Genomic DNA, 22,660 nt, shown 5'->3' with positions numbered 1-22,660 from the left:
GGGTGGGCCTTCGTGGCTAAGCGACGCCCCGGTCGGCGGCGGGTGCGGCAGTGGGTTCGGGCAGCTGGAGGCCGGGTGGCCGCCGCCATTCCCGCAGGATGGTGCTGAGCACCCTGAACCCGTCGCGGAAGGTGCGCAGGTTGCTCTGCCCGTGGATGCGGTGCCGTTCGTGGCTGGGCACCTCGTGGATCGTCAGCCCGGCCTTGGCGGCGCGCACGTTCATCAGGGTCTCCACCTCGAACCCGTCGCAGTCCAGGTCGAGCACGTCGAGGTGGTGGGCCCAGAAGGCGTTGTAGCCGTAGCACAGGTCGGTGTAGCGCGTGCCGTACATGAGGTTGACCAGCGCGGTGAGGGCCTTGTTGCCGACGCTGCGGCCGAAGGTCAGGTCGTCGCTGCCGCCGCCGGTGGCGTAGCGCGAGCCCTTGACGAAGTCGGCTCCGGTCACCAGCGCGCCCACGAACGTGATGATCTCCCTCCCGTCCATGGAGCCGTCGGCGTCGATCATCACGATGATGTCGCCCGTGCAGGCGGCGAAACCGGCGGCCAGGGCGTTGCCCTTGCCCTTGCCGGGCTGCGTGATGATCCTCAGGTTGGGGCGCAGGCGTCTGGCCACGGCGACGGTCTCGTCAACGGAGTTGCCGTCGACGAGCACGACCTCGTCGATCCATTGGGGCAAGGTGGCGAACAGATGCGGCAGGTTCTCCGCCTCGTTCATCGCCGGCACCACCACGCTGACTCTGGGCGATATCGCCAGGTGGGGTGTCACAGGGGTGAAACGCTCAAGCGGCGGCATGGACCGCAGTGAGGTCACCTGCGCCTTGCCGTTGTGCCTGATGTTCTCGGGACTCATTTCGGGAACAATCCTTCCGGGACCACCCGCCGCAGGCCACGCTCGGCCATACCCGGGTGCTGTGGGGGTGCCGAAAGCGGTAAACGATGCATTGCCGGTCCAGTGGGAGTGAGGGTGCTGGTGTTGTGCTGCCGAGGGGATGGGAGCGCTTAGAGCGCTCCCGATGGTTCTTTGACGTCTGACTCCTGGCCTCGAGTACTACGCATACGCCCAAAGCCCTTCAACACAAGGTCCGCCGCTCTATAGAGAGACGGCGAATCGGTGACAATTGTTCGCGCCTTGTTGAAGGGAACTCTGCCGATCCAGTGGGCGGCGGCCGCCGCGGACGGCCGCGAGATGCGGCCCTCCGAGACGTGGAGCGTGCCGCTCTTCAGCCAGTGCTTGTAATCCTTGCCACCCTTGCCCATGTCGACCGTGTGCAGGCCCGCGCCGGCGGCCGCCTCCGCCATGCGGAGATGGTGGACGATGCCGGGCGAGTACTTCCCGAATTCGGAGTCGTAGGCGGGGAACCAGCCCACCAGGGTCGTGGCGGTGCGCAGGCCGAAGTGCCCGGCCACGGGGACGTCGCCGGCGTAGAGCATGGTGAGCACGCCGGCGAAGCCGGGGGAGCGCTCGGCGTGCATCTGCTCGGTCAGCTCGACGATCCACGGCTGCGCGAACCGGTCGACCCGGCCCGTCCTGCGGTACTGGTCGGATTTCCAGGCGAGCAGCTGGCGCAGCTCGCCGTGATCGGTGGACGCCCAGGACAGGCGGAGCTCGCCGTGTTCCCTGGCGAGCTTGCGTTCCTTGTAGCGCCAGGTCTTCAGGTTCTTGGCGGAGTTCTCCTTCACCTGGGCGAGCCAGGCCTCGTAGCCCGCGGTGAAGTCCATGACCGCGGCCGGGCGCACGTCGCTCTCGTACGGGGCGAACGTCGGCTGGCCGGCGACCATGTGGTCGAAGGCGAAGACGTTGAGCCCGCACGCGCGCAGCAGCGCCTTGGCCTCGACCTTGACCTCCCGCACGCCGATGAGGCCGTGGCAGGTGGTGAGGAAGCCGCCGAGAGGCTTGCCGATGCCGAAGTGGTGGCGTTCGTAGGGGAAGAATCCGACGATCTCGCCGGCGTCCTCCACGACCGCCGTCCTGACGTAGTCGCGCAGACCGTCCATCGCCAGGGCGAACTCCACCGAGAGGAAGGGGTTGTCCAGGCTCGGGTCGGCCTTCTGCAACTCCCGCCAGCGCGACCTTTCGGTCTCGCCGAGGTCTCCCGGGCGAACGACGGTGATGTTCACCTGGCCCCCACTTCGGTCAGCACGGTCTTCCCTCGACAGTTGCCCCGGCTCCTCCTGATAGAGCGGCGAATAGATCACGATCACGCAACAGACCGACGGTAGCCGCAACGGGATGGCTTGTCAGCCGCGTCCCAGAGGCGTGATCGGGCATCTTGGCTCGTCTCTCCTGGCTCTAAAAACGGTGATGGCACGATTGATCGCCCATTCATGGGACCAATCGTGCTGTGGGCGCGTCAATGGCGACGCCTGGTGGCCCGTGCCGGTTTACCCTGGCCACCAGGTTTCTCGCATGCGCCGGAGAGTGCGAGAAATGTGAGCCTTGGTCCCGATACGCGCCCCAAGCCTCCCAGGATGCCCTATCACGGAGGGGAAGTTCGACCTAGGGCCGGATATATCCCTGAACATCACCTAAATGTCACTCTGGGGCTTCTCCAGGTGTTTCGGTGGGTTCGCCGGTCGGAGTCGGCTCCTCGGAGGGGGTGGGCTCCTGGGTGGGCGCCTGCCGTCCCCGCCAGGAAAGGGCGCAGGTGGCGGCGCCGCCGTTCGAGCTGAAGGTGACCGTGCCCGAGCCGGCGGCCTCGGGATCGTCCACCGTCACCCAGATGGACGCCGACGCGCCCGCCTTGATCGTCCCGCTCGCGGGGAAGACGCCCAATCCCTCCGACGGCCCGGACGTCCAGGACACGCTCGCGTTCCGCGCGGTCAGCCCGACCTTCGCGGCGCCGCTGATCGAACCGGGGCAGCTCACCGTCAGCCGGGCGCCCGGGGCGGGCCGGCGAGTCCTGGTCGGCTCGCTCGCCGGCTTGGTGGCCGGCGGGGCCGGCCGGTCGGTGGGCGTCACCCGGGGCGCCGGGCCGGAACGCGTGGGCTCCGGTGTGGTCGGGTCCGGGGCCGGCTCCTCGGTGAACTCCTCGTCCACCGGCTCGTCGGTCGGCACCGACATGGGCGCCCGCGACTGCGAGGGGGAGGACGTCGGCATGGCCGCGGCCGGGGCGCCGCTCTCGCCGTTCATCAGCGCCATCGCGCCCGTGCCCGCCAGCACCGCGACCCCGGCCAGCACCACCGGGGCGAGCCTGCGCGGGCGCCGCCGCCGCGAACCGCGCCCGCCGCGCTGCTCGACCGGGAACCCGGTGCGGTCGAAGCTGTCGCCCCGCTCCATGATCAGCGTGCGCGCGTGGTCGAGCTCGGGGTTGACGCAGGTGTCGACGACCCGGCGGCGCAGCGAGATCGGCGGGTAGGCGACCGGCACCATGTCCAGCAGCTTCGCCGCGGCCACCTGCCGGTGGCGCCCCTCGGTGCAGACCTCGCAGCCGCCGATGTGCCCCGACAGCCTCCGGCGCAGCATGAGCGTGAGCGGACCCTCCCACGAGTCCACCATCGCCGACAGGTCCGGGCAGTGCGCCCGGCCCGTCCTGGCCAGCAGTACGGCGGCCGCCGCGTTCTCCAGATGGTCGCGCGCCCGCCCCAGCCGCGTCGCCGACTGCCGCGAGGTCAGCCCCAGCACCGAGCCGACCTCCGCGGGCGTCAGCCCGTGCCGCGACGACAGCTCCAGGACCTCCCGCTCGTTCTTGCTGAGCTCGCCCAGCACCTCGTACACCAGCGCCGTCAGTTCGGGGTCCTCCGGCTCTTCGAGCACCGGCGGCGGCGGGCCGGCGGGCGCGCCGTCCTTGCGCGCCATCCTGGCCGCCGCCTGGAAGCGGGTCAGCGCGTAGAGCCAGGCGCGCAGCTTGGCGGCCTCCTGCAGCCGTGCCGCGCCGCCCTGGGCGGTGACCAGCGCGTCGTGCACCGAGTCCGCCGCGCTGTCGCGGTCGCCGGTCAGCGAGCAGGCGTAGTCGTGCAGCCGTTCGGCGTAGGCGTCGTAGAGCTTCGCGGGAGCGTCGGTGTCGCCGCGACGCAACCCCTGCGCCAGCTCATGGTCGTCGGCGCGATCGACGTTAGGCCATCCAGCCACAAACCCTCCCCGCAGGTGCAAGTCCCGGGTGGAGGACGCCGCCTTTCAGGGAGGGGTTGCCACCTCATGCCGATCCGGCATGAGGTGGGAAAGGTGTGGCGGGCGAGGTCAGCCGTCGCAGCGCGGCGCGCACAGGCGCCGGGCCATCCCCTGGGCGAAGAAGTCGCGCACCTGGAGGATGTTCTTGGCGATGTACGCCTCGCCGCCGGTGGCCTTGGCGAGCGTGTCCATCTCGGCCCGGCCCTTCGGGGCGTCGGGGCCGAAGGCGATCAGCAGGATGCTCACCGGGCGCTTGGGGTTGTAGGTCTTCTTCAGGTAGCTCAGGATCTCGGCGTTGCTGATGCCGCCCTCGGGGTCGTCGTTGCCGGCTCCGTCGGTCAGGATCAGGACGGTGTTGATCTTGTCGTCGGCGTATTCCTTGGTCATCTGGGCGTAGGCGGCCTTCAGGGTGTCGTTCAGGCCGGTGTTGCCCGTCGGCTTGGCCTGGATGCTGCCGAGCTGGGTGGAGAAGGCGTCCTTGCGCAGCACGCCGTTGACCGACTCGCTCAGCGGGCCGACCGAGATCAGCTCGCGCCAGTCCTGCGTGCCCTGCAGGTGGGTGGAGAAGGCCCACACGCCGATCTCCGAGTCGGCCTCGAACAGGCCGAGCCCTTCGCTGGCGATCTTGGTGATGGCCTGCATACGGGTCATGCCGGCGCCGGCCACCGGGTAGGCCATGGTGCCGGAGACGTCCAGCAGGGCCAGCATCCGGGTGCCGAGGCTGAGCCGGGACCACGACTGCGCCATGGCGGCGATGGTCTTGGCGTCCGGCGCCTTGAGCGCCTCGGGGTTCTTGGGGTCGAAGCCCTTGTCCTTGGTCAGGACGTCGCCGGCCTTGCCGTCGGGGCTGCGGAAGCCGTGCTCGCGCAGGGTCTTCTGGGCCGACTGCCCGGCCAGCTCGGCCTTGAAGGCGTCGGCGGCCTTGCGGACGTCCGGGCTCTTGGTGGTGATCACGATCGGGTAGTCGAGGCTGAGCGTGCCCTCTTCCGGATAGAGCGGGACGATGAGCGAGTCCGGCTTCTTCTGGTTGTGGGCGTAGATGGCCTGCTCGGGGGCGACGCCGACCGGAACCTTGCTGCCCGACTTCACCGCGAGGCTGGCCAGCAGCGCGTCGGGGCTCGGGACCACCTGGTCCGACAGCTCCTTGAGCGCGCCGACCATGGCCTTGTCGTCGAGCTCGGCCTCCTTGGCGGCGCCCGAGGCAGCCAGCAGCGCGCCCAGCCCGGCGGAGTTCTTCTTCGGGTCCAGGGCCAGCACGCGGACCTTGCGGCCGGGGCCGTCGGGGTTGGCCACGTTGGCGGCCGAGATCATTCCGGCCCAGCTCGGCTGCAGGCTGCCGGAGAGCTTGCCGGCCATCGACTTGGCCGCGGCCAGCACGATCGGGGACCTGGCCACGGAACCCGACGGCTCCGGCATCGCCGCGCCCGCCGTGCTGGCGCGTACCTCGGAGACCATCAGGCTGGAGTCGGCGATCCACACGTCGGGGGTCAGCTTGCCGGAGGCCATGTTGTTGGCCGCCTTGAACGGGTTCTCCTTGGTGACCTTCACCTCGACGCATTTGCTGTCGATCGACTGCAGCGACTTGTTGTAGTCGCCGGCGATCTTCTGCAGCGCGGGCTGGATGTCGGGGGCGGCCACCACGTTCAGCGGCAGCTTGCCGCCGGAGCAGTCGTGGTCGCGGTTGAAGATGACGAACGCGGCCACGCCCAGGAGTACCGCGAGTGCCACCGCACCTGCCAGCGGGACCAGTACCTTGCCACGCCCGCTGCCCCGGCTGCGCCGGCGCGGGCCCGGATCCTGGCCTCGATACCCGTCATCGAGTTCGTCTGTGCGATGTCGCCCCACGATGTCCTCTTCGGTGTGTCGAGACCTTTCGGAGATCCTGGCGGTAGATGCTCCTTTAATACTCCGGGAACGATACTCGGTGGACTTGGCGCAACAAAACAGCTCTTTTGGTGTGATGATGACCCTGCGTGTGCGTCAGTGGCAGCATGCGTGACCGCGCCACGCGCGCACTCCTTCGCGTACGGCGAGCGCCGCGAGCACCAGAGCGACGGCCGGATCCACCCACCACCAGCCCAGCGTGTTGGCCCACAATCCGAGCAGCACCCCCGCGGCCATCACCGCGCAGATGAGGTTCTGCGCCGCCTCGCCCGCGGTCGCGCCGGAGCCCAGCCGCCGGGCCAGGCGCCGCTTAAGCGCCGCCAGAGCCGGCATCGTGACCAGGCTCACCGCCGTCACCGCGATGCCGAGGACGCTGGGCGCGGCCCGGTGGCCGACGTCGAGGTCGTGGGCCACGTGCACCACGAGGTAGGGGGCCAGCACCCAGAAGCTCACCGCGATCGCCCGGCGCGCGGTGTGCTCGGCCGAGGGCGACAGCGTGCGCGAGCCGGTGAAGCGCCACAGCACGATCAGGCTGGCGCCCGCCTCGGCCAGGGCCGACAGCCCCCAGCCGATCAGCGCCACCGAGTGCGCGGAGAACCCCGCCGCCAGTCCGAGCGAGCTCTCCGCCGCCAGCCATGCCAGCGTGACCAGGCTGAGCAGCCGGGCCCGCCGCGCGTCGCGCAGCCAGTCGACTGACGCGGCCGGATGCGCATGAACCAGCTGGTCAGGCACCTTAACCCCCGAGATCCCACGTCCGGCCGCCGACAGCGATCCGTAACATACCCACTACTCAAGGTCACCTTAGGGGGTTTGCGCAAAGAATGGTCAAGATTCGCCGGGTAGGGTGTCCCGGTGCCGTTCACCCCCGCTCACGTGGCCGCCGTGCTGCCCCTGATCTCGTCCGCCCGGCTGCGCGCCTGGCTGGACCCGTGGGCGCTGGCGATCGGGACGATGGTGCCCGACCTGCCGATCTTCCTGCCCTTTCTGCCGGCCTACGCCGACTGGCACTCCTGGCAGGGCATCCTCACCCTCGACCTGCTCTCCGTGGTCGTGCTCGTCTTCGTCTTCCACCGGGTGTTCAGGGAGCCGCTGATCGCGCTGCTGCCCCCGGCGCTGAGCGGGCGGGCCGCGACGCTCAAGCCGTCCTACCGCCTGCTGCCCATCGTCCTTGGAGCGCTCCTCGGCGCGGCCACGCACGTGTTCTGGGACTCCTTCACCCACTCCTACAGCGTGGACGTGTGGGGCTGGAGCTTCTTCGACGCGCGGGTGCTCGGCGTGACCACCGTCTTCCGCGTGCTGCAGTACCTGTCCTCGGCCGCCGGGCTGGCGATCGTCGCGTGGTGGGCGGTGCGCGGGCTGTCCAGGATGGCGGCGGTCGCCGTACCGGACCATCTGCACACCCCCCAGCCGGTACGGCGGGCCGTCCTGTGGGCCTGCGCCGCGGGCGTCGTGGCGGGCGGGGCGCTCTGGCCGTTCCTCGACCACCCCGACCACGGCAGCCTGGCCAGCCTGTTCACCAGGATCGGCGCGGGCACCCTGATCGGGCTCGGCCTCGTGCTCACCGGCTACTCGGTCGTCTGGCAGGTCAGGCGGCGCGGGGTGCGTACCATCTGAAGGTGCTTGAGTACGTGAGCGACGCGGCCGACCCCCGGCTGGCCGACTACACCGGTCTGCGTGACGTCGGGCTGCGCAAGAGCCTAGAGGCCGAGCGCGGGTTGTTCCTGGCCGAGGGCGAGAAGGTGATCAGGCGGGCGGTCGGCGCCGGGTATCCGGTGCGGTCGGTGCTGACCACCGAGCGGTGGCTGCCGGCGCTGGCCGACGTGCTCGGCGACGCGCTGGTCTACGTGGTGAGCGACGAGATCATGACGGGTGTCGCCGGGTTCCCCGTGCACCGGGGCGCGCTGGCCTCCATGGAGCGCCTGCCGCTGCCGCCGGTGGAGGAGGTGCTCGCCGGCGCCTCGCGGGTCGTGGTGCTGGAGGACCTGGTCGACCACTCCAACATCGGCGCGATCTTCCGGTGCGCGGCGGCGCTCGGGGTGGACGCGATCGTGTTGTCGCCCCGGTGCGCCGACCCGCTCTACCGGCGCTCGGTCAAGGTCTCGATGGGGTCGGTGTTCTCGATCCCGTACGCGCGGATGGGCAACTGGTTCGACGGGCTGGCCCGGCTGCGTGAGCTGGGGTTCCGGTCGCTGGCGCTGACGCCCGACCAGTCGGCGGTCCCGCTGGACGCGGTGAAGATGGGTGATCGGGTGGCGCTGCTGCTCGGCTCGGAGGGCGACGGCCTGTCCTCGCGCTGGCTGCGCGAGGCCGACGAGGCGGTCTGCATCCCGATGAGCGCGCAGGCGATGGCCGCCGGGGTCGACTCGCTGAACGTGGTCGCGGCGGCGGCCATCGCCTGCCATGGACTGATGCGCAGGGACGCCTAGCCCGCGGCGATCTGCTCCCCGGCGTAGTCGAGCAGTTCCTCCGCCTGCGTGAACCGGCGCTCGTTGGTGTCGCCGAGCAGCACGCCGACCACCTGCCTGCCGTGGCGCTCCGCGGCGAAGACCAGGCAGAACCCGGCCGCGCGGGTGTAGCCGGTCTTGATGCCGAGCACGCCGTCGGTGCGCTCCAGCAGCTTGTTGGTGTTGCGCCAGGTGTGGGCGCGGTGCGCGCCGGACTTGGCGACCTTGTGCACCTTGGCCGAGGCGACCTGGGTGAAGACGGGGTTCTTCAGCGCGATCTGGGCGAGCTTGACCTGGTCGACGGCGGTCGAGTGGCCGCCGTTCGCGGGGGTCGGCAGGCCGTCGGCGTTGGTGTAGCGGGTGTCGGCCAGGCCCAGACCGCGCGCGGTGGCGTTCATCTTGGCGATGAAGGCCTTCTTGCCCGGTCCGTAGACCCTGGCCAGCGCATTGGACGCGTCGGCGCCGGAGGGCAGCATGAGGCCGTAGAGCAGGTCGCGGACCGTCAGCCGCTCGCCCTTGCGCAGGGCGGCCGTGGTGGCGCCGTTCACGGCGGCGTGCCGTACGTCGGCGGCGGTGATCGTGACGGTGTCGGTCAGCTTGGCCTCGCGCAGCACCACGTAGGCGGTCATCACCTTGACCAGGCTGGCCACCGGGACCCGCTTGGTCTGGCGCTTGCCGTAGTGGATCGTTCCGGCCGAGTCGACGACGTAGGCCTGCTTGGCGCCGACGTCGGGCTTCGCGGTCGCGTGCGCGGGACTCGACGTCAGACCCACGAGTACGGCTACCGCGGCAGAGGCGAAGATTCCCCCAATATGCATGTCAGCCATGGTGACAGGTGATCTAAGGTCCGTTTGCCGAACTTGACTCCATGGCGGGAAAACAACAGCTAGATGGGGGTAAATGATCGTTACATCGGGCAATCCGGGGGGTTCATCATGGCTGGGAAATTCGTCATTTCCAAGGACAAGCGGGACGAATACCGCTTCAAACTGGTCGCCGGCAACGGCCAGACGATCGCCGTCAGCGAGGGCTACACGACCAAGGCGGCCTGCGTGAACGGCATCGAGTCCGTACGCAGGAACGCCGCCACGGCCGAGATCGACGACCAGTCGCTCGCCGCCGTCTGAAAAGTCGCCGTCTGAAAGCCGCCGTCTAGTAGCCGCCGTCTGAACAGCCGGGCCGTCAGGCGGCCAGGGCCTTGTCCGCCTTGCGCCGCCTGCGCCTGACGACCAGGAACACGATCACCGCCACCGCCACCACCGCCACGACCAGCGCCGTGATGGGGGAGTGGGTGGCGAGCTGGAACCAGCCCCAGATCACCCCGTACAGCGCGAACGACGTCACCGGCACCCACGTGAGACACCCCAGCGCGCTGGCCACGACGTACCAGGGGTAGGAGATGCGCAGCACGCCCGCGACCCATGGCAGCGTGTGGCGCAGCACGGGCACCCAGAAGCACCCGTAGACGGCCAGCGCCCCCCACTTCTCCACGACCTTCTCGACCCGGGCGATCTGCGCGCGCGGCAGCCGCCGGCCGATCCGGGAGTCGTAGAGCTTCTCGCCGAGCTTGTGCCCGATCCAGTAGTAGGCCTGGAAGGCGCCGAAGAGCGCGATCGCCCCCACCAGCACGATGACCCAGTACGGCAGGCCGAAGAACGACGCTCTCGTGGGATCAGGGATGCCCGCAAGGTACCGCATTCCAGACATCACCCCACCAAGCGAATATAAGGCCAGGCTTACCTTATTTGATCCCCCGAGCCCGTGTCACCTCGCCAGTCTTCCCCGATTGCAAGTGCGCGACAAGCAACCCTCAACCCCCCGCGCGTACACCTGAGGGTGAGAACGAAGGAGTGGTGACCATGAGCAAGGCAACCACAGCGGCGCTCACCGCCGGATCGGCCAACGCCGTCAAGCTGTTCGTCGCCGCCTTGGCCGCCACCGGCGCGTACGCGGGCGTCACCGCCTACGACGCCGCCAGGTCGGCCCCGCGGCCCCAGCAGGCGATCACGCTGCAGGCCCGTGAGGTGCCGATCACCTCACAGACCGCCGCCGTCGCGCCCGGCGCCATCTCCGTCACCGCCAAGTCCGGCGGGCAGGGCTGCGACCGCGCGTACCTGGCCAGGACCGTCGTGGTCAACCCCGACCCCGCGCAGACCGTGCTCTACCGCTGGCAGCTGTCGCGCTGGAGCCCGTACACCAAGCGGTGGAGCGTCTACCTGGTGGACCACTCCGGGTTCGGCGCCGCCCGGCGCACGATCTCCTGGCAGGCCAGGGTCGCCGACAACCCCGGCTGGTACCGGGTCGAGTTCGCCGTCCAGGGTCAGAAGACGATCAAGAGCGACCGTTTCCAAGTGAGTTGCTGACCGAACGCCGCGCCGCCTCCACCCAGCGGGCCACGCCGACCCGCTCGGCCACCTCCAGCGCCTTGCGGTAGTGGTCGAGGGCGGCGTCGGGCTGGCCGAGCCGTACCGCGAGATCTCCCAGCGTCAGCGCCACGGGCCAGAGCGCCACGACGCCCGTGCCCGCGCCGGCGACGCGGTCGGCGAACGGCTTGAGCTTGTCGTAGCAGTCGACCATCCGCGCGCGGTCGTCGAGCAGCATCCCGGCCAGGGCCCGCCAGGTCATCGCCAGCTCGTACAGGAAGTCTGGCCGCACCGGCGGGCGCGTGGCCGCCACCGCCTTGGCGTCGGAGATGTGCCCGGCCGAGGCCAGCGCGAGCGCGTAGGGGTCGAGCGTCCACTTGGAGCCGCCCAGGTGCTTCTCGCTCAGCAGCTCGACCGTCTCGGCCGCGCGCCCGTCGACCAGGCGCAGGCAGAACGTGGTGATCAGCGGCAGGTCCTGGCGGCCTTCGAGCATGCCGACCCGCGCGGTCATCCTGGCCGCGTCGCGGTAGGCGCGCTCGGCGCCCGCGTAGTCGCCGGCGATCATCAGCCGCTGCCCGGCGTACCAGGCGCAGACGGCGGCAGGGGCCGACAGGTCGTACTGCTTCGACAGCTTCTCGGCCGCCGCAGCGTGCTGGTCGGCCGCCGCGAACTCGCCGCGCGCCGCCGCGCACTCCAGCAGCACCAGGTGGGCCAGCGCCTGCGTGGCCATCTGGCCGGAGCGCTGCGCCACCTCCAGCAGCTCGCGTCCGATGCTCTCGCGCGTGTCGACGGCGGGGATGTCGTAGGACTGGCGCAGCCGCCCGCTCAGCGCCGCCGCGATCAGGGCCGGGTCGCCGCTCTGCCGGGCCAGTTCGAGCGCCTCCAGCGACGCCTGACGGCCCCGCTCGGGCGAGGAGGAGCCCTCCAGCTCCAGCGCCAGCGTGGTCAGCAGGCTCGCGCGCAGCGTCTGCTCGCCCTCGGGCAGCTCGATGAGCGCCTTCTCGGTGACGTCGACGATCTCCCACGCGGTGCGCGTGAAGTCGCGCGCCATGCCCTTGTGCGGCACCGCGAGCGACGCCGCCACCCGCGCGGTGATCTCCAGGTCCTGCAGCGGCAGCGCCAGGTCCATCGCCTGGCGGCGCAGCAGCCTGGCCGCGGTCATGTCGCCGCAGACCGCGAGGGCCTTGATCTGGCGCAGCATCAGCTGCAGACGTTCCTTGGTGTCGCCGCCGGTGCGCTCGAAGGCCGCGATCGCCTGCTCCCACAGCCGCGCCGCCTCGCGGTGCGCGAAACGCCGCTCGGCCTGCTCGGCCGCCAGCCCGGCGTAGTGGACCGCCTTCTCCGCGGCGTCGGCGAGGAAGTAGTGGTGGGCCAGCGCCGCCACGTCCGCGGGGCTGCGCTCCTCGATCTCCTTCGCGACGGCCGCGTGCAACCGGGTACGGCGCAGCCGCGAGGCGTCGGAGTAGATCGTGTCGCGCACCAGGTCGTGGTCGAAGCGCAGCAGGCCGGGGCCCGGTTCGGTGACGAGCCCGGCCAGCAGCGCCGCCTCGACCGCCTCGACCACCGGCTCCTCAGCGCCGGCCACGCCGATGAGCACGTCGATGTCCACGTCGCGGCCGATCACCGCCGCCTGCAGTAGGATCTGCTGCGCCTCGGCCGGCAGCCGCGAGATGCGCCGCCGCAGCACGTCCCGCACGCCGGACGGCACCCGCGACAGCACCGCGGTGGTCGTCGTCTCACCGGCCGCCGCGGCCTCGGAGTCGAGCAGGCGCACGGTCTCGCGGACGAAGAACGGGTTGCCGCCGGTGCGCTCGACGATCGACTCGACCGCGTCCTCGTCGATCTCGCGTACGCAGGTGGCCCGCACCAGCTCGGCCACCGCCTTCGGGTCGAGCCCCGACAGCCCCACCCGGACCGGGCCGAGCCTGGCCAGCGCGGCCAGCACGTCGGACTGCCCGTCGTCCAGCTCGCTCTCCCTGCACGTGACCACGAGCATGACCCGGCTGGTGGCCAGCAGGCTCGGCAGCGCGCGCAGCAGCGCAAGCGTCTGGTCGTCGGCCCAGTGGAGGTCTTCGAGGGTGAGCAGCACGGGGGAGCGGCGGGCCACTCCGGCCAGGTAGCCGCCGACCGCGCGGTGCAGGCGGAAGCCGCCGGACAGCTCGTCGTCGTCGGGATCGGGGTCGGCGTCGTCGAGCAGAGGCGCGAGCAACTGGGCGTACTCGCCGGCGCCGGTCACGCCGACCAGCGTGCGCAGGATCTCCACCCAGGCCCAGCCGGGCGGGGTGGCGGTGGAGTCGGGGCAGGCGCCGGAGGAGGTGATCCAGCCGTCGGTGGCGAGCTTGCTCTCCAGCTGGCTCAGCAGCGTGGTCTTGCCGGCCCCCGCCACGCCGGTGACGATCGCCACCTGGAAGCGGCCCGTGCGGGCGGCGGCCTGCGTCAGCCTGGTCAGCTCGGCGTCGCGGCCGACGAACGGCTCCGGCTCCAGCGGCGGCGGCTCCACGGGCGCGGCCGGACGCGGCGGCCAGGTGTCGTTGACCGGCTGCGCCGGGCGGGACGGGCGGGCCGACGGGACCAGCTCAAGGCCGGGCGCCTGGGCGAGGATGTCGGACTCCAGCTTGCGCAGCGCCGGGCCGGGGTCGATGCCGAGCTCGTCGGCCAGGATGCCGCGGGCCCTGCGCAGCGCGGCCAGCGCGTCACCCTGCCGGCCGCTGCGGTACAGGCCCAGCGACAGCAGCCGCCACCCCTCCTCGCGCAGCGGGTGCTCGGTGGTCATCGCCTCCAGGTCGGGCACGGTCTCGGCGTTGAGCCCGAGGCGCAGCCCGGTGTCGGCGTGGCGCTCGCGCGCCACCAGCCGCAGCTCGGTCAGCCGGTTCACCTCGGCCTCCGCCCACGTCTGGTCGGCGAAGTCGGAGTACGGCGTGCCGCGCCACAGCCCGAGCGCCTTCTCCAGGAAGGTCCTGGCCGCCTGGGGGTCGTCGCCCTCCAGCCGCTCTCCGGCGCTGCGTACCAGCTGCTCGAAGCGGAGCGCGTCGACCTGGTCGGGCGCGACGCGCAGCGCGTACCCGGAGGCGACCGTCACCAGCAGCCGGTTGGGACCCCCGCGCGGGCGGCCGGGCTCCAGCACGCGGCGCAGCCGGGAGATGTAGACCTGCAGGCCCGACTGGGCGCCCTTGGCGGTGTCGTCCGCCCACAGGTCGTAGAGCAGGGTGTCGACCGGAACGACCTGACCCCTGGCCACCAGCAATCGGGCGAGGACGGCTCGCTGCCGCAACCCGCCGAGGTCGAGTTCGTCGTTTTCGTACGCCTCGACTGGCCCCAGAACTCGAAACGCCACCATGTCAGCCGCCACGCTATGCGCGCTTCCGAATCACGCACAAGGTCTTTGAGGGGTTTGGAAGGGTCACTGCGGGGCCTTCATACTCTCGGACGGGGATTTCGCGGCACCGTTGCGGCTGTCGCGCCTGCGCAGAAGCGCCCACGCGCCCAGAGCCAGGCCGCCGAACGGGATCTCGATAGTGTAAGTCCAGAAGCCGAACAACAGTGCGGTCGCGGTCGCGGGAGCCGTGGGGATGCCGAAGGAGACGAGCAGGAGCACCACCCCGCCCTCCATGATCCCGGCGCCGCTCGGCGTGATCAGCGCCGCGGTGAGCACCCGCGACAGCGCGAAGACCGCGATCGACTGCGCCAGCCCGGGGTACGCGCCGGTGGCCTGCATGCAGACCACCATGATCCCCCACTGGAGCACCAGGAACGCGATCATCGCCAGCGACAGCCCCGGCCAGCGCGTCCTGACGATCCCCGCGGTGTCGGCGCGCAGCTTGTGGAACGACGGCGCGATCTCCTTCTTGAACGGCCTGCCCAGCCCGTCGAGCACCTTGCCCAGGAGCACCGCCGCGCGGTCCCAGTACAGCGCCGCCGCCACCACGACCACGAGCACCAGGATCGAGATCGCGCCCGCCCAGCCCGCCCGCTCCACGGTCGTGTTGACCACCTCGCCCGCCATCAGCAGCGCGATGATCCCGACCGCGGGCAGGACGAACCGGAACAGCGTGTTCCACACGCCGCTGACCAGCGTCATCACCACGATCGACCGGTAGCCGAACCCCCAGCCCTTGCACATGGCGAACGTCAGCGCCACGCCCGCGGCGCCGCCGAACGGCAGCAGGTTGCTGACCGCGCTGCCCGCGGCGTTGAGCGTGAGGCCCTGCAGGTTGCTGAGGCCGGGCTGCGAGTTGGTCAGCACGAACGTGTAGGCCAGCAGGCTCAGCAGCCACAACCCGGCCATCAGCGCGATGGTTCCGGCGCCGAGCTGGCCGAACTCCGCGCCGATCTCCCGCCACGAGACCGGCTTGCCGGTCAGCGCCTGCACGATCTGCGGCAGGTAGACCACCAGCAGGACCGCCAGAGCAAGGGACAGCACGGACAGAGTGACCTGCAGCCACTTGTTCTTCATCACACCTGCTCGAAGGGGTGGGTGAGCCGGGTGCCCGGGGGCACGTCCCTGCGGACGAACCACTCGGTTCCGAACACCAGGCGGTAGAGGGGGCCGGGGATCTTCAGCATCACGGCCAGAGTACGGTCGCTGTCGCCGCCGCTGGCCTGTGAGACGTGCGCCTCCATCGACGCCCGCTTCTGCTTCGTGTACTTCCTGACGTTCACCCGATGGGTGATCTGATCGCCCGCAGTGTAGGCGCTCTCGAACGTCCGGGGATCGAACTCCGGCGGAAACCGGTATACCTTCCCCGCCAGCTTGAGCGCCTTGAGCAACGGATCGCGGTTCACCGTCGCCTCCAGGACGATCTCCGTCCCCGCCATCTCCGCCGCGCGCCTGCCCACCCGGTGCACCTGGACGTGGTCCGGATGCCCGTACCCGCCGGCCGGATCGTAGATCGCCAGCAGGTCGGCCGCCTCGTCCTTGAGGATCTCGGCCAGTTGCCTGGCCGCCTTGTCGGTGTCGGCGTCGATGAAGGCGTTGTCCGGCCGCTCCTCGGCGACGCCGCCCTTGGGGCTCAGCCCCGAGTCGCCGTAGCCCAGGCACTCCACCCGGGCGCAGCCCAGCAGCGCGGCCGAGGTGTAGAGCTCCTTGAGCCGCGTCTCGCCCAGTTCGTCGCCCGGATCCATCTCCGCCAGGCCGCGCTCGCCCGCCGTGGCCACCACCAGCACCACCCGGTGCCCCTCGGCCGCGAGCATCGCCATGGTGCCCGCCGTCAGCAGGGCCTCGTCATCGGGGTGGGCGTGGAAGAACACAGCTGTGCGTGGCTTTGTTGGCACAGGGCCCAGATTAGTCTGGGAGAGGTGCGGATCTTTCACGTGAGTGACTGTTACCTGCCGCGGCTCGGAGGGATCGAGGTCCAGGTGGCCGACCTCGTACGCCAGCAGCGGGAGGCGGGCCACGAGGTCGAGGTGGCCACGGCCACCCGCGGCGAAGCCCTCGACGGCGTGCGCAGGATCGTCGCCAGAATGCCCTTCGACCTGCCCGTGCACCCGCGTGGTGTGGGACATGTCACCCGCCTGCTCACCTCCTCCCGTCCCGACGTCGTGCACGTGCACACGGGGGCGGTCTCGCCGTTCGCCTGGATGGGGGTACGCGCGGCCGTACGGGCCGGACTGCCCGTGGTGGTGACCGTCCACAGCATGTGGGACCCGGGCACCCGCGCCGTCTACCGCCTGCTCCGCCTCGTGTACGAGTGGCACCGCTGGGGTGTGGTCGCCACCACCGTGAGCAGCGCCGCCGCCGTCCCGATCCGCCGGGTCGCGGGCCGGGGGGTACCGGTCCACGTGGTCTCCAACGGCCTCGACCTGACCGGCTGGCGACCGTCGGACCTGCCCTCCGGCTCGGCGGGCAAGGACGGCGTCCACATCGTGGCGGTGGGCAGGCTGGCTCCGCGCAAACACCCGGTGCGGCTCCTGAAGGCCCTGAACACGGCCCGCGCCCGGGTCCCGTCCGGCATCCCGATGCGCGCGACCATCGTCGGGGACGGCCCGGCGAGGGGCTCGATGGACCGCTACCTGACCCAGCACGACATGACCGGCTGGGTGACGCTCCCCGGCCGCCAGACCCGCGAGGAGATCGCCGGGCTGCTGGCCTCCGCCGACATGTTCGTGGCGCCCGCGCCCCTGGAGTCCTTCGGCATCGCCGCCCTGGAGGCGAGGGCGGCGGGGCTGCCGGTGATCGCCCGCGAACGCAGCGGGGTCGCCGACTTCGTCCGGCACGGCGAGGAGGGCCTGCTGGCCCGCAACGAACCGGACCTGGCCCGCTGCGTCGCCCGCCTGACCACCGACACGAAGCTCCGCGAGTCGATCGCCGCCCACAACCGCGAAACGGAGCCGGCGGCAGGCTCCTGGAAGTCGGTCCTGGAGGGCTTCGACCGGGCGTACAAGCAGGCCATCGGCTGACCTCGTGGGCTAGCGCAGGTGGGGGAGGGTGTAGGCGGGCGCGGCGAACGAACCGCCCTGGGGCATGCCGGCCACGAAGAAGGCGTCGGCGCCGGGGAAGCGGGCGGCGTACGCCTCGGCGTTGTCCAGCGGGGTGTAGCCGAGGTCGGGCAGTTCCCAGAAGCGGCGGGCGTTGGCCGAGACCGCGTAGCCGGCCACGAAGCCGGTGACCGGGGTGGTGAGGGCGGCGGCGAAGTACCCGGCGCAGTCGCGCGGGCTGAGCCAGGTGGCCAGGTGGCGGGCGTCCTCGGGTTCGGTTTCGAGGCTGCCGATCCGCAGGCTGACGATCTGGAGGCCGAACTTGTCGGCGTAGAGGTGGGCCAGGGCCTCGACGGCCGCCTTGGAGACGCCGTAGAGGCCGTCGGGGCGGGGCGCGAGATCGGGGGTGAGCGTCCGCCTGACGGGATAGTGGCCGGTCAGGCGGTTACTGCCGGCCAGCACGACCCGCGGCACCCCTGTCAGCCGGGCGGCTTCGAAGACGTGGTGGGTGCCGAGCACATTGGCCTGGAGCAGATCCGGCAGCGGCGCCTCGTCGGGAATGCCGGACAGGTGCACGACCACGTCGGCGCCGCGCACCACCTCCAGCACCGTGGAGAGGCCGTCGAGCTCGGTGGTGACGACCTCCTCGTTACCGGCTCGCGCCTCGATAGGCACCCGGTCAACCAGCACCAGCCGCTCGGCCCGCGCCCGCAGACCATCCCGGATCGCCGCGCCCACCCGCCCGGCGGCACCGGTCAACACGATCTTGCCCAGCCTCATGGGGAGGAGTCTGCCGAACGCCACCGACAGATTCCGGCACGAGCACCACGACGCCTTCCGCACGGGCACCGCGACGACTTCCCACACGGGGCCGTGACGGCGGGGACCATGTCCGACGTGAGAAGCGACCCCCACGATCGGCGCCCGCCGGTGTCGGCGGGTGGCGTGGGGGCGGCTTGCCGTAACCCCAAAGAGAGCCGCACGTCGCGAGCGGCCGCAAACCACCCGCACGCCAGAAGAGCCAAAAAGGTCAGCGGCGGAGAACAACAACGCCGTCGCGGTCGAAGACGCGCGTGTAGCCCTGCGAAACGAGAGAGTCCACCTGGGCGCGTTGGTCGTCGGCCGAGCCGAAGGGGAACTCCCAGCGGGACGTGTCCGCGATCACCCAAGGCGCGTTGTGTGATTTGGCCGTCCACAGCAGCACCGTCGTACGCCCCGTCAACGCCGGCCCGAAGCTGTTGGCCGCCTCGACCACCACCCCGTCCGGGATCTTCGCCACCGCCTCCCGAGCCGCCACGATCTTGGTCTGGTCGCCCTTGTAGAAGTCGGGGTGGTAGAGCTGGTCGAGGGCGAAACGGGGTACAAGGGTAACGGCGACCACCAGCACCGCCGCCGACCACACCACCGCCAGGTCCTTACGCCCCAGCCACCGCTGCAGCCGGGCAAGACCATCCACCCCCGCGCAGAACAGGATGATCACCGTGAACGCGCTGTACTGGAAGTCGGCCTGCCACCACAACTCCCGGTCCGACAGCATCCGCTCCAGCACGTGCGGCAGCGCGATCAGCGACAACGGCGACAGCAGGCACAGCAGCAGCGTCGGCCACACCAGCAGGAACAACGTGTCGACCTTGGCCTCGGCGCTGAAGGGCAGCAGCAGCGTCCCGAGCGGGTCGCGCAGGATGCCGAGCAGCGCGCCCGGCAGGTCGGGCCCGAGGTGGTCGTAGGCCCAGAAGTCGGAGGTGTCGCCGCCGAGCATGGGGATGATCGCGCCGCGGGTGAGCATGACCCCGGCCGCGCCGATCACCGCGCAGCAGATGCCGCGGAAGCGGTCACCGGTGACGAACAGGTAGAGGCCGAACCCGATCACCATCAGCCCCATGTCCTCCTTGACCAGGAGGAGCCCGAACATCGCCAGGAACGCGGGCAGAAAGCGTCCCGCCTGGTATCGCTCGATCATGATGGCGGTCAGCACCGGGACGAACATGACCTCGTGCGCGTCGAACGCGATCGCCTGGGCCACGGGCCACGACAGCGCGTAGGCGACGGAGACCAGGTACGCGGCCCCGATCCCGAGCACCCGCCGTGTGTACAGCCACAGAAACGGAATGGCCGCGGCGAACAGCAGCGCCTGCGCGACGATCAGCGACCCGGGCCCGTCGTGGATCCAGTAGAACGGCGCCAGCAGCGCGTAGATCGGCGAGAAGTGGTCGACGATCTGGAGATAGTCCATGCCCCGGTCGTGCCACCCGCCCACGACGGGAATGTACGGCGGCCGGAAGCGCGAGTAGTTGCGCACCGCCTGATCGACGATGACCAGATCGTAGGTACTCGCCCTGAACGTGGCCAGCTTCACCAGCCCGATCACGGAGTACGCCGCCGCGGCCACCAGGACGATCAGCCCGACCCGGTAGCGGTGCCGCGGAAGGCGGCGGCCGGGTGTCGTCACGGTTTCCGCCGTCATGGTCTCCGCCGTCACGGGCAGCAAGAGTAGTGCCAATGCGTCACGGCCGCCGCGCCGCGCTGCCCCCCACAGGCGGAGCGGCGGCCGTGGGCTCAGGGGGTCAGCCGCAGGCGCTCTGGATCTTGGTGGTGAAGCCCTGCAGCTTGTTGACACCGTCCATCGCCGAGGCGGGGTTGTTCTTGTCCATCTTCATGTCCTCGAATCCGCCGGCCAGATCGTTGAGCGCAGCGGCGAGTTCGCCGTCGTACTTGCCGGCCAGGGTCTTGACCTTGCCCGCGGCCTCCTCGCTCGCCTTGTTGAAGGCGTCGGGGTCGGTGGCGGCGGTGGCCATGGACTGGGTGAACTCGTTGGAGATCTTGGTGACCTCCTGTGCCGCCGTGTTGCAGTCCACGGCCTTGTCGACCGCGCCGCAGGCGGTCGCGAGCCCGGCAAGAGTCAGCGTCGCGATCGTGATGGCGATGCGACGGCGGGAGGAAGTCATGGTTGTGCCCTTCGTAGGTGTGGAGACGAAGGGACATTATGGACCATTCCTTGAATCTCGCTTGCACATTGCCAACATCAGCGGTGACAGACGTGGGTAGTCCAAGGTCATGAGCACTGGTCAGGCAGAACAACACTCACTGAAGCGGGTCATCGGCCGCAGGGTCCTGCTGCTGTTCGTCGTCGGCGACATTCTCGGCGCGGGCATATACGCGCTGGTCGGGAAGGTCGCCGGACATGTCGGAGGGGCGTTGTGGCTGCCGTTCCTGGTGGCTTTCGTCCTCGCCGCGCTGACCGCGACGGCCTATGCCGAACTGGTCGGTAAGTACCCGCAGGCGGCCGGAGCGGCGCTGTATGTCAATAAGGCGTTCGGCATCCCGTTCGTCACTTTCATCGTCGCGTTCACCGTGATGATGAGCGGCATCACCTCGGCGAGCGCGGCGGCCAGGGCCTTCGGCGGTCGCTACCTGGCCGAGTTCGTGACGCTGCCGGTGCTGGTCGGCGCGTTCATCTTCCTGGGCCTGGTGGCCCTGGTGAACTTCGCCGGAATTTCGGAGTCCGTCAAGGTGAACGTGGCCCTGACCATCATCGAGGCGTTCGGCCTGCTGGTGATCGTGGCCATCGGCATTTTCGCGCTCTTCACCGGGGACGGCGAGCCCGCCAGGGCGATCGAGTTCCACCCGGCCAACGGCGCCTTCCTCGGCATCCTCGGCGGCACCGCGCTGGCCTTCTACGCCCTGCTCGGCTTCGAGGACTCGGTCAACCTGGCGGAGGAGGCCAAGAACCCGCAGAAGGACTTCCCCCGCGCCCTGTTCGGCGGCCTGATCGTGGCCGCGGTCATCTACATGGCGGTGGCGTTCACGGCGACCATGCTCGTCGACACCAAGACGCTGATGGAGTCCTCCGGCCCGCTGCTGGAGGTGGTGAAGGTCGCGGGGCTGGCCTTCCCGCCCAAGCTCTTCGCGCTGATCGCGCTGCTCGCCGTCGGCAACACCGCGCTGATCAACATGCTGATGGCCTCCAGGCTCGTGTACGGCATGGCCCGCCAGCGCATCATCCCCCCGTTCTTCGGCACGGTTCACCCGACCCGGTCCACTCCGTGGATCGCCATCGTGTTCACGATCGCCATCGCGGCGATCCTGGTCTCGACGGGCGACGTGGCGCCACTGGCCGACACCACCGTGCTGTTGTTGCTGCTGGTGTTCGCGCTGGTCAACATCTGCGTGCTGATCCTGCGCAAGGAGGACGTCGGCCACGACCACTACCGGGCCCCGACCTGGGCGCCGGTGCTCGGGGCCGTGGTCTGCCTGTTCCTGGCGCTGCCGCTGACCGGCAGGTCGGCCGACATCTACCTGCGCGCGGCGGCCCTCATCGTGCTGGGCGTCATCCTCTGGGGCATCAACTGGATCTTCGTGGGCCGGGTCACCCAGGTGGATCCGACCAAGATCACTCCGGAGGACTGAATCCCTGACGCGTGGGCGGGCCGTACAACAGGTGCGGCTGTCCACGCGTTGGAGGGATGATGACCGCCATACCGATGTCCACGGGCCTGACCGGGACGCTCAACGGTCCACGTCACCGGACCGCGCTGAACGTGTTCCTGTTCGTCGTGCTCGCGCACTGGGCGGAGCACATCGTGCAGGCCGTGCAGATCTGGGTGCTGGGCTGGCCCGTGCCCGAGGCCAGGGGAGTGCTGGGGCAGTTCTTCCCCTGGCTGGTCACCTCGGAGGCGCTGCACTACGGCTACGCGCTGATCATGCTCGCGGCGCTCTGGGTACTGCGCAAGGGCTTCACCGGGCGCGCCCGGCTGTGGTGGAACATCGCCCTCGGCATCCAGATCTGGCACCACGTTGAGCACCTGCTGCTGCTCATCCAGGTGCAGTCGGGCTGGTTCCTGGCGGGCCGGCCGGTGCAGACGAGCGTGGCGCAGTTGCTCTTCCCCCGCGTGGAGCTGCACCTGTTCTACAACACGGTGGTCTTCGCCCCGATGGTGGTCGCCATGATCCTGCACGCCCGGCCGGACAAGGAGGAGCGGGCGCGCATGTCCTGCTCGTGCGCACGGGCGTGAACAGCCGCTTCACCGTCGTCGTGGCGACGGTGACCGCCGTGCTGCTGCTGGCGCTCGCCGTCCCCAACCTCGGGCCCGTCGTGCGCGCCGCGCGGGCCGAGGGAACCTGGGGCACGTTCACGGCGAGCCGCCTGTCGTGCGTGACGCATCCGGGGGGCCACGAGGCCTGCGCGTGGTACGGGCGGTTCGCCACCGCCTCGGGCGCGCGCGAGGTCTCCCTGTACGGCAGCGCCCGCGACACCATGGCCCAGGGCCAGGCACTCAAAGCCGTGGACGTGGGCCGCCCCGCGCAGGTCTACACCGAGGGCGGCTCCAACGAGTGGATCCTGACCTTCGCGCTGGTCCTGATCGGCCTCGGCCTGCTCTATCCGCTGCTCTCCCGCCTGCGCCGGCGGATCACCTATTGACAGGCTCGCGAACCCGACCCGACGATGT

21 protein-coding genes are annotated in these 22,660 nt (G+C 70.4%); 8 read left to right on the top strand and 13 right to left on the bottom strand.

All coding sequences use genetic code 11. The annotated features are described in order from the left end of the window. Positions 1-16: 16 nt before the first annotated feature. From ACFWY5_RS00800 to ACFWY5_RS00780, 5 genes are all read right to left on the bottom strand, one after another. The gene (locus ACFWY5_RS00800; RefSeq protein ID WP_379610355.1) at positions 17-850 is read right to left on the bottom strand and encodes a glycosyltransferase family 2 protein; all 834 of its coding nucleotides are present in this window, start codon (positions 848-850) and stop codon (positions 17-19) included. A gap of 149 nt (positions 851-999) precedes the next feature. Then, positions 1,000-2,118: a GNAT family N-acetyltransferase gene (locus ACFWY5_RS00795; protein WP_379610353.1), complete on the bottom strand. Its 1,119-nt coding sequence runs from the start codon at positions 2,116-2,118 to the stop codon at positions 1,000-1,002. A gap of 415 nt (positions 2,119-2,533) precedes the next feature. Continuing rightward, on the bottom strand, positions 2,534-4,069 hold the full coding sequence (locus ACFWY5_RS00790) for a sigma factor-like helix-turn-helix DNA-binding protein (RefSeq protein ID WP_379630179.1): 1,536 nt from the start codon (positions 4,067-4,069) through the stop codon (positions 2,534-2,536). Positions 4,070-4,177: 108 nt separating this feature from the next. Then, positions 4,178-5,836 carry a substrate-binding and VWA domain-containing protein gene (locus tag ACFWY5_RS00785; protein WP_379610351.1) on the bottom strand — a complete coding sequence of 553 codons (1,659 nt, stop codon included), beginning with the start codon at positions 5,834-5,836 and terminating at the stop codon, positions 4,178-4,180. Positions 5,837-6,088: 252 nt separating this feature from the next. Beyond that, positions 6,089-6,724, bottom strand: coding sequence for a cation transporter (locus ACFWY5_RS00780; protein WP_379630178.1), 636 nt, complete (start codon positions 6,722-6,724; stop codon positions 6,089-6,091). A 120-nt stretch (positions 6,725-6,844) separates the two neighbouring features. On the opposite strand from ACFWY5_RS00780, the gene ACFWY5_RS00775 reads away from it, so the two are divergent. Both ACFWY5_RS00775 and ACFWY5_RS00770 read left to right on the top strand, forming a co-directional pair. Next, complete coding sequence (locus tag ACFWY5_RS00775) at positions 6,845-7,606, top strand: DUF4184 family protein (protein WP_379610349.1); 762 nt, start codon at positions 6,845-6,847, stop codon at positions 7,604-7,606. Beyond that, positions 7,603-8,418, top strand: coding sequence for a TrmH family RNA methyltransferase (locus ACFWY5_RS00770; protein WP_379610464.1), 816 nt, complete (start codon positions 7,603-7,605; stop codon positions 8,416-8,418). The genes ACFWY5_RS00775 and ACFWY5_RS00770 overlap by 4 nt, the downstream gene beginning before the upstream one ends. Here the strand turns inward: ACFWY5_RS00770 and ACFWY5_RS00765 are convergent. After that, complete coding sequence (locus ACFWY5_RS00765) at positions 8,415-9,254, bottom strand: D-alanyl-D-alanine carboxypeptidase family protein (protein ID WP_379610347.1); 840 nt, start codon at positions 9,252-9,254, stop codon at positions 8,415-8,417. The genes ACFWY5_RS00770 and ACFWY5_RS00765 overlap by 4 nt on opposite strands. 117 nt (positions 9,255-9,371) lie before the next feature. On the opposite strand from ACFWY5_RS00765, the gene ACFWY5_RS00760 reads away from it, so the two are divergent. Then, positions 9,372-9,563, top strand: coding sequence for a YegP family protein (locus ACFWY5_RS00760; protein WP_379610346.1), 192 nt, complete (start codon positions 9,372-9,374; stop codon positions 9,561-9,563). 55 nt (positions 9,564-9,618) lie between these two features. Here the strand turns inward: ACFWY5_RS00760 and ACFWY5_RS00755 are convergent, their stop codons facing one another. Then, positions 9,619-10,134 (bottom strand): DedA family protein, encoded by a 516-nt coding sequence (locus tag ACFWY5_RS00755; RefSeq protein WP_379610345.1) that lies wholly within the window; start codon positions 10,132-10,134, stop codon positions 9,619-9,621. 161 nt (positions 10,135-10,295) lie between these two features. On the opposite strand from ACFWY5_RS00755, the gene ACFWY5_RS00750 reads away from it, so the two are divergent. Beyond that, positions 10,296-10,799 carry a hypothetical protein gene (locus ACFWY5_RS00750; RefSeq protein WP_379610344.1) on the top strand — a complete coding sequence of 168 codons (504 nt, stop codon included), beginning with the start codon at positions 10,296-10,298 and terminating at the stop codon, positions 10,797-10,799. Here ACFWY5_RS00750 and ACFWY5_RS00745 read toward each other — a convergent pair. The 3 genes from ACFWY5_RS00745 to ACFWY5_RS00735 form a co-directional block, all read right to left on the bottom strand. Beyond that, on the bottom strand, positions 10,768-14,136 hold the full coding sequence (locus ACFWY5_RS00745; protein WP_379630177.1) for a BTAD domain-containing putative transcriptional regulator: 3,369 nt from the start codon (positions 14,134-14,136) through the stop codon (positions 10,768-10,770). The two genes, ACFWY5_RS00750 and ACFWY5_RS00745, sit on opposite strands and share 32 nt — an antisense overlap. Positions 14,137-14,199: 63 nt before the next feature. Next, positions 14,200-15,252: a YbhN family protein gene (locus tag ACFWY5_RS00740; RefSeq protein WP_379610341.1), complete on the bottom strand. Its 1,053-nt coding sequence runs from the start codon at positions 15,250-15,252 to the stop codon at positions 14,200-14,202. Next, complete coding sequence (locus tag ACFWY5_RS00735; RefSeq protein ID WP_379610340.1) at positions 15,252-16,070, bottom strand: PIG-L deacetylase family protein; 819 nt, start codon at positions 16,068-16,070, stop codon at positions 15,252-15,254. The genes ACFWY5_RS00740 and ACFWY5_RS00735 overlap by 1 nt, the downstream gene beginning before the upstream one ends. Before the next feature lie 39 nt (positions 16,071-16,109). Here ACFWY5_RS00735 and ACFWY5_RS00730 point away from each other — a divergent pair, with 39 nt between their 5' ends. After that, positions 16,110-17,195, top strand: coding sequence for a glycosyltransferase family 4 protein (locus tag ACFWY5_RS00730; RefSeq protein ID WP_379630176.1), 1,086 nt, complete (start codon positions 16,110-16,112; stop codon positions 17,193-17,195). A 9-nt stretch (positions 17,196-17,204) separates the two neighbouring features. Here the strand turns inward: ACFWY5_RS00730 and ACFWY5_RS00725 are convergent, their stop codons facing one another. The 3 genes from ACFWY5_RS00725 to ACFWY5_RS00715 form a co-directional block, all read right to left on the bottom strand. After that, positions 17,205-17,993, bottom strand: a complete 789-nt coding sequence (locus tag ACFWY5_RS00725; RefSeq protein ID WP_379630175.1) for an NAD-dependent epimerase/dehydratase family protein — start codon at positions 17,991-17,993, stop codon at positions 17,205-17,207. Between the two features lie 250 nt (positions 17,994-18,243). Next, entirely contained in the window at positions 18,244-19,692 is a 1,449-nt protein-coding gene (locus ACFWY5_RS00720; protein ID WP_379630174.1) for a DUF2079 domain-containing protein, read from the bottom strand. Between the two features lie 85 nt (positions 19,693-19,777). After that, positions 19,778-20,158, bottom strand: coding sequence for a hypothetical protein (locus tag ACFWY5_RS00715; protein ID WP_379610336.1), 381 nt, complete (start codon positions 20,156-20,158; stop codon positions 19,778-19,780). Positions 20,159-20,267: 109 nt separating this feature from the next. On the opposite strand from ACFWY5_RS00715, the gene ACFWY5_RS00710 reads away from it, so the two are divergent. From ACFWY5_RS00710 to ACFWY5_RS00700, 3 genes are read left to right on the top strand one after another with little or no spacing between them, the layout of a single operon-like run. After that, entirely contained in the window at positions 20,268-21,620 is a 1,353-nt protein-coding gene (locus ACFWY5_RS00710) for an APC family permease (protein ID WP_379630173.1), read from the top strand. 59 nt (positions 21,621-21,679) lie between these two features. Beyond that, positions 21,680-22,225, top strand: a complete 546-nt coding sequence (locus ACFWY5_RS00705; protein ID WP_379630172.1) for a hypothetical protein — start codon at positions 21,680-21,682, stop codon at positions 22,223-22,225. Next, positions 22,210-22,632 (top strand): hypothetical protein, encoded by a 423-nt coding sequence (locus tag ACFWY5_RS00700; RefSeq protein WP_379630171.1) that lies wholly within the window; start codon positions 22,210-22,212, stop codon positions 22,630-22,632. Before ACFWY5_RS00705 ends, ACFWY5_RS00700 begins: the two co-directional genes overlap by 16 nt. Positions 22,633-22,660 lie beyond the last annotated feature (28 nt).

The organism is Nonomuraea sp. NPDC059007 (assembly GCF_042740555.1).
Taxonomy (GTDB): Bacteria; Actinomycetota; Actinomycetes; order Streptosporangiales; family Streptosporangiaceae; genus Nonomuraea.
Note: the sequence above shows the minus strand (reverse complement) of the source record. Positions and strands in the feature narration are given on the sequence as shown.